This window comes from Rhodococcus sp. (in: high G+C Gram-positive bacteria) (assembly GCF_049286785.1).
Lineage (GTDB): Bacteria > Actinomycetota > Actinomycetes > Mycobacteriales > Mycobacteriaceae > Rhodococcus_F.
Map to the genome: position 1 here is coordinate 1 of NZ_JBAQEO010000383.1, position 5679 is coordinate 5679.

A 5679-nucleotide genomic window follows, 5' to 3' on the forward strand; every position below is an offset into this window, starting at 1 on the left:
GGTCCCGCGGGACGGCCACCGCCCCGAACCGCAGTGCGAAGAGCCGGACTGCGCCGGTGGCGAGAAAGGTGACCACCGCAGCGGTGAAGAGGACGAGCAGGAGTTCGCGCAGCGGGACACCCGCTCCCCCACCAGATTGGGCCAGCACCACACCGGCCGATTCGGCAGCAATCACTGGGCAGACGCTACCGTTGCCCGCAGGGGTGAGCGTGTTTGCGTGACGAGTGCCAGGTGTGTGTCGGTCCCCCCGGCGACGGCCCACATTCCCGTGGACTCGAGGGACTTGGCGAGCGCCGTCGCGTTGTCGACGACGTTCCGGTCGTAGCTCTCGAACCCGCGTCGGCGGTCGAGCTCACCGACCACTGCCTGGGCGATCTCGGGGCCGATTCGGGCCAGTTCGGTGAAGTCCGGACCCCGGAACGGCCCCTCTTCCCCCGAAGTCATGCCGTCGCGTTCCCCTCGACCAGAGTTTTCGGTGTGACGCCCAGGACATCGGCGATGTCTGCGGTGGATACCGCACCCTCGCGAAGAATCCGCGGAACCGGGCTTGTGAGATCGACGATGGTCGAAGCCTGACCATGCTCGGCGCGACCTCCGTCGAGATACACGCCGACGGACCCGCCCAGTTGTTCGCGTGCTTCCTCGACCGTGGTGGCAGGAGGTCTCCCCGACACGTTGGCACTCGACACCGCCAGGGGTCCGACTTCGCGGAGCAACTCGAGCGCCACCGGATGGAGCGGCATTCGCAGCATCACCGTGCCACGGGTGTCGCCGAGGTCCCATGCCAACGAAGGCGCTTGTTCCACAACAAGACTCAGTCCGCCAGGCCAGAAAGCGCGGATCAGGTCCCGGGTGTGCGGCCGGACGCTGTACACGAGTCCGTCGATAGTGTTCCACGACCCCACGAGTACGGGGACCGGCATGTCGCGCCCACGGCCCTTGGCGCGCAGCAATGCGGCGACCGCCTCGCCGTCGAATGCGTCCGCACCGATTCCGTACAGCGTGTCGGTGGGGAGAACGACGAGTCGCCCGGCCTTCAGTGCGTTCTTGGCCGCACTCATTCCGGCGGAACGGGAATCTGGTCGGCTGCAGTCGTAGACGGTACTCACCGGCCCATTCTTTCACCCTCGTCGGCAGAGCCCGCACGCTGCGCCTCGATATCCGTAGCCACACGCCGCGCGACGACGAACCGCGGCTTCCCGGCCAGGTCGGGATGTTCGGCGACCTCACCGAACACCCGACGCACCGTGAACAACCCCGCCACCTCGGCGCCGTGCGTGTCGTCGTGCTCGATGCCCACGGCTCCGCCGATCCGAAGCCAGCGCGCGACGTTCGAGATCATCGGTTTGATCACCGACAGCCCGTCCGGCCCCCCGAAGAGCGCGGTCTGCGGGTCGTGGTCGGCGACTTCGGGTTCGAGTTCCGCACCCTCGGGGATGTACGGAGGGTTCGCAACGATCAGGTCGACCGCGCCTTCGAGCGCAGGCAGCAACGTGCGGTCCGTGACGTCTCCCTGATACAGGTGGATAGGTGTGTCACCGGCCTGCTCGCGCGCGTCGGCATTGCGCCGGGCCCACGCGAGCGCTCGTGGTTCCAACTCGACGGCGTGCACCACCGCGTCGGGACGAGCGTTGGCTATGGCCAGCGCGAGCGCGCCCGACCCGGTGCACAGATCGAGAACGACCGGGGGGTGCCGATCACAGCTACCGAGAAACGCGAGCGCCCAACCGAGGAGCAGTTCCGTTTCCGGACGCGGAACGAACACGCCGGGCCCGACATGCACGTCGATGGCACCCATCGCCGCTGTGCCGAGGATGTACTGCAACGGGATCCGTTTGGCGCGCTGCGCGACCATCGCGCGGTATGCCTCGATGACCGACTCGTCGACGAGCGGAACCAGTCCGAGCCGGGTTCGCTCGACACCCAGGAGATGGGCTGCCAGCGATTCGGCATCTGCCCGCGCGCTGGGCACACCTGCATCCGCGAGTTGCGTGGTTGCCTCGATCAGGGCCAGGCGCAGAGGTAGTCGACTCACGGGTACAGAGTGCCATGCCGACAGCTGTGCAGGATTGGGGCACCTCCAACTCGAGACTGCAGTACTTGCCCGGAAAATGAAACGGGCGTACCGCATCGTCGTCAGCATCCGAGCGTGTACCCGGGTTCACGCCCGCCGCGATTCAGGAGGTTCCTCGATGTCGAAGTTTCGAATGATCACCACCTCGGGAGCGGCACTCGCGTTCGCTGCGGCAGCAGCGCTCGCGCTTCCGGCGGCTGCAGCTGCAGAACCGTTCGAATCGCAGCCCACACCGCTCGGTTGCGCGGCCGGGCTGGGGACGGTGCTGGGTGCGACCTCGATCTCAATTCATTCCAAGGAGGCGGGGTGCCGTTGATGCCGGCGCCATTCATCGGAGACAGCACGATCCCGCAGGCGCCGGGCAAAACGGAACCGGGCCAAGTGGTGAGCGTCGTGCACGGTGCGTACCCGAACTCGAAGGGCCAGACCTGCTTCCTGATTCCGGGATTCGACTTCGCGAGCGGTCCCGCTCCCCCACCCGTGGAGGCGTCCGAGTAAGTCCGGACAAGACTGCCGCTGTTACTCGGCGGCGAGCCGGGTCTCGCGGTCGGCCTTACCCAGAGCGTCGAGCAGCGGATCCAGTTCGCCGTCGAGAACGGCGTCGAGGTTGTGGGACTTGAATCCGATCCGATGGTCGGCGATCCGGTTTTCGGGATAGTTGTAGGTACGGATGCGCTCGGAGCGGTCGACGGTGCGCACCTGACTCTGTCGGCCTGCGGACGCTTCGGCGTCGGCGGCCTCTTCGGCTGCGGCCTGCAATCGCGCGGCGAGAACTTGCATGGCGCGCGCCTTGTTCTGCAGCTGTGACCGCTCGTTCTGGCAGGTCACGACGATGCCGGTGGGCAGGTGCGTGATGCGGACGGCGGAGTCGGTGGTATTGACACCCTGGCCGCCCTTGCCCGAGGAGCGGTAGACGTCGATGCGCAGGTCGGTTTCGTCGATCTGAACTTCCTCGACTTCGTCCGGCTCCGGATAGATCAGGACTCCCGCCGCGGAGGTATGCACACGGCCCTGGGACTCGGTTACCGGAACGCGCTGCACGCGGTGAACGCCGCCTTCGAACTTGAGGCGGGCCCACACGCCGTCCCGGACGTCGCCTTTGGACTTGATCGAGAGTGTCGCGTCCTTGTATCCCCCGAGATCGGACACGTTCGCGTCGAGGATTTCGACGCGCCATCCGTGGCGCTCGGCATAACGCACATACATGCGGGCCAGATCCGACGCGAACAGCGCGGATTCTTCACCGCCCTCGCCCGACTTCAACTCGAGCACCACGTCGTCACCGTCGTGCGGATCGCGGGGTGCGAGTAGGTCGGTGAGCGCCTTGTCGAGCTCTTCGACCTGGGCCTCGAGCTCGGGAATCTCGGAAGCGAAGCTGGAATCGTCGGCTGCCAGCTCTCGCGCCGCCGCCAAATCGTCCTCCGCCGACTTCAACTTCTGGTAGGTCGACATGATCGGCGCCAGTTCGGAGAACCGCTTGCCCGCCTTACGTGCCGCGGACGCGTCGTTATGCAGGGCAGGGTCCGCCAACTGCTGTTCCAAGCCTGCGTGCTCGGCCAGGATGTCGTCGATCGCCGACGGCTGGGTGGTCCCTGCCATGATGTACTCCGCTCTGCGTTCTTCGGGTAGGCACAAAAAAGCCGACGCCCGACCTGCAATTATCACAGGGCGGGCGTCGGCGGAAAAGCTAGGACTCTTCGGATTCCTTCGCTGCGCCCTTGCCTGCACGCTTTCCGTAGCGAGCCTCGAAGCGAGCGACGCGTCCACCGGTGTCCAGAATCTTCTGCTTACCGGTGTAGAACGGATGGCACTGTGAGCAGACCTCGACGTTGATACGTCCGGACTCCTTGGTGCTGTGGGTCTCGAAGGTGTTTCCGCAACCGCAAACCACGGTGGTGGCCACGTAGTTGGGATGGATGCCTGACTTCATGGTGTCCCTTTCAATGGTCGCCGGGTCGCCTTCGCCGTTCGAAGACGTGAACCGGAACCGGACTCAGCCGCTCAGTATGCCAGATCGCGGGTTTGCGATCCCCATCGGCGTTTGCACTGACGAAGGGATCAACGCGGTGTGCGCGAATTTAATTCCGAAGTCGCCCCACTGCACGACAACGGGCCCGGCGAGGATGTCGCCGGGCCCGTCCAGTGCCTCGATCAGTCGTCGATCGCGCCCGGGGCAGTCTTCGAAACCTGCATGAGGAATTCGAGGTTGTTCTTGGACTTCTTCAGCCGGTCGATCAGGAGATCGATGGCCTGATGAGAATCCAGACCCGAGAGAACACGCCGCAGTTTGTGCAGCACCGCAGCCTCGTCCGGACTGAGCAGCAGCTCGTCCTTCCGCGTGCCGGACGGATTGACGTCCACTGCCGGGAACACACGCCGTTCCGCGATCTTGCGGTCGAGCTTGAGCTCGGCGTTTCCGGTGCCCTTGAACTCCTCGAAGATCACGGTGTCGCCGGTGGAACCGGTCTCGACCATTGCCGTTGCGATGATCGTGAGCGAGCCGCCGTTCTCGATGTTGCGCGCGGCGCCGAGGAAACGCTTCGGCGGGTAGAGCGCGGTCGAGTCGACACCACCGGACAGGATGCGTCCGGATGCGGGCGACGAGTTGTTGTACGCGCGGCCGAGGCGAGTGATCGAGTCGAGGAGGACCACAACGTCCTTGCCCGCCTCCACCAGGCGCTTCGCACGTTCGATGGCCAACTCCGCGACCGCCGTGTGGTCGCCCGGCGGACGGTCGAAGGTGGAGGAGATGACCTCGCCCCGCACCGACCGCTGCATGTCGGTGACCTCTTCCGGCCGCTCGTCTACCAGCACGACCATGAGGTAGCACTCGGGGTTGTTGGTCGCGATGGCGTTGGCAATGGCCTGCAGAATACTGGTCTTGCCCGCCTTCGGGGGGCTCACGATCAGCGCACGCTGGCCCTTACCGATCGGCATCACCAGGTCGATGACACGTGTGGTCAGGATGTTCTGCGTGGTCTCGAGACGCAGCCGCTCGTTGGGGTACAGCGGTGTGAGCTTGCCGAACTCGGGGCGCTTCTTGGCAGCTTCGACGTCTCCCCCGTTGACGGTGTCGATACGCACCAACGGGTTGAACTTCTGCCGCTGGCTCCCTTGCTCGCCTTCACGGCCCACCCGGACTGCGCCGGTGATCGCGTCGCCACGACGCAGACCATTCTTGCGGATCAGGTTCATCGACACGTAGACGTCGTTGGGACCCGCCAGGTAGCCGGAGGTGCGCACGAACGCATAGTTGTCGAGTACGTCCAGGATCCCGGCGACCGGCTGCAGAACGTCGTCCTCGCGGATCTCGGGCTCACGGGTGTCGACGCCGCCACCCTCGACGCGGTCACGTCCTCCGCGACGACGCTCGCGGAACCGGCGGCCACGGCGTCCGCGGCCCTCCTCGTCATCCCCACGGCCGTCGCCCCGATTGTCGTTGCCGCGGGGTCCGCTGCCGCCCTGACTGCGGTCGCCCCGGTCGCCCCGGTCGCCGCGGTCGCCGCGGTCGCCGCGGTCGCCGCGGTCCCCACGATTGTCACGGTCGGACCGCTCGCGACGGCTGCGATCGCCACCCTGCTCGCCGGCGCCGTCCTGCTTACCGG

8 protein-coding genes and 1 pseudogene are annotated in these 5679 nt (G+C 66.1%); 2 read left to right on the forward strand and 7 right to left on the reverse strand.

Annotation, left to right across the window (positions count from 1 at the left end):
• The 4 genes and pseudogenes from WAW17_RS14275 to prmC all read right to left on the reverse strand — a co-directional run.
• Positions 1-175, reverse strand: a pseudogene (locus tag WAW17_RS14275) (undecaprenyl-phosphate alpha-N-acetylglucosaminyl 1-phosphate transferase); the annotation flags it as partial.
• Positions 172-444: a hypothetical protein gene (locus WAW17_RS14280; RefSeq protein ID WP_422333611.1), complete on the reverse strand. Its 273-nt coding sequence runs from the start codon at positions 442-444 to the stop codon at positions 172-174. The gene WAW17_RS14280 and the pseudogene WAW17_RS14275, both read right to left, overlap by 4 nt.
• Positions 441-1109 (reverse strand): L-threonylcarbamoyladenylate synthase, encoded by a 669-nt coding sequence (locus WAW17_RS14285; RefSeq protein ID WP_422333612.1) that lies wholly within the window; start codon positions 1107-1109, stop codon positions 441-443. The genes WAW17_RS14280 and WAW17_RS14285 overlap by 4 nt, the downstream gene beginning before the upstream one ends.
• Positions 1106-2035, reverse strand: a complete 930-nt coding sequence (gene prmC / locus WAW17_RS14290) for a peptide chain release factor N(5)-glutamine methyltransferase (RefSeq protein ID WP_422333613.1) — start codon at positions 2033-2035, stop codon at positions 1106-1108. The genes WAW17_RS14285 and prmC overlap by 4 nt, the downstream gene beginning before the upstream one ends.
• Before the next feature lie 157 nt (positions 2036-2192).
• Between prmC and WAW17_RS14295 the strand changes: the two genes are divergently transcribed.
• Together WAW17_RS14295 and WAW17_RS14300 are read left to right on the forward strand one after the other, a co-directional pair.
• Positions 2193-2390 carry a hypothetical protein gene (locus tag WAW17_RS14295; RefSeq protein WP_422333614.1) on the forward strand — a complete coding sequence of 66 codons (198 nt, stop codon included), beginning with the start codon at positions 2193-2195 and terminating at the stop codon, positions 2388-2390.
• A complete protein-coding gene (locus tag WAW17_RS14300; protein WP_422333615.1) occupies positions 2390-2572 on the forward strand; it encodes a hypothetical protein in 183 nt (60 codons plus the stop codon). Before WAW17_RS14295 ends, WAW17_RS14300 begins: the two co-directional genes overlap by 1 nt.
• Before the next feature lie 21 nt (positions 2573-2593).
• Here WAW17_RS14300 and prfA read toward each other — a convergent pair whose 3' ends face one another.
• The 3 genes from prfA to rho all read right to left on the reverse strand — a co-directional run.
• Positions 2594-3673 carry a peptide chain release factor 1 gene (gene prfA, locus WAW17_RS14305; protein WP_422333616.1) on the reverse strand — a complete coding sequence of 360 codons (1080 nt, stop codon included), beginning with the start codon at positions 3671-3673 and terminating at the stop codon, positions 2594-2596.
• An 88-nt stretch (positions 3674-3761) separates the two neighbouring features.
• A complete protein-coding gene (gene rpmE, locus WAW17_RS14310; RefSeq protein WP_422333617.1) occupies positions 3762-4004 on the reverse strand; it encodes a 50S ribosomal protein L31 in 243 nt (80 codons plus the stop codon).
• 221 nt (positions 4005-4225) lie between these two features.
• Positions 4226-5679 (reverse strand): transcription termination factor Rho (gene rho, locus WAW17_RS14315; protein WP_422333618.1); only part of this gene is annotated, 1454 nt, incomplete at its 5' end.

What these genes read in the sequence shown, in the direction of transcription:
- WAW17_RS14280 (WP_422333611.1), bottom strand. Translation starts at nt 444, where the DNA reads ATGACTTCGGGGGAAGAGGGGCCGTTCCGGGGTCCGGACTTCACCGAA.
- WAW17_RS14295 (WP_422333614.1), top strand. Translation starts at nt 2,193, where the DNA reads ATGTCGAAGTTTCGAATGATCACCACCTCGGGAGCGGCACTCGCGTTC.
- WAW17_RS14300 (WP_422333615.1), top strand. Translation starts at nt 2,390, where the DNA reads ATGCCGGCGCCATTCATCGGAGACAGCACGATCCCGCAGGCGCCGGGC.
- prfA (WP_422333616.1), bottom strand. Translation starts at nt 3,673, where the DNA reads ATGGCAGGGACCACCCAGCCGTCGGCGATCGACGACATCCTGGCCGAG.
- rpmE (WP_422333617.1), bottom strand. Translation starts at nt 4,004, where the DNA reads ATGAAGTCAGGCATCCATCCCAACTACGTGGCCACCACCGTGGTTTGC.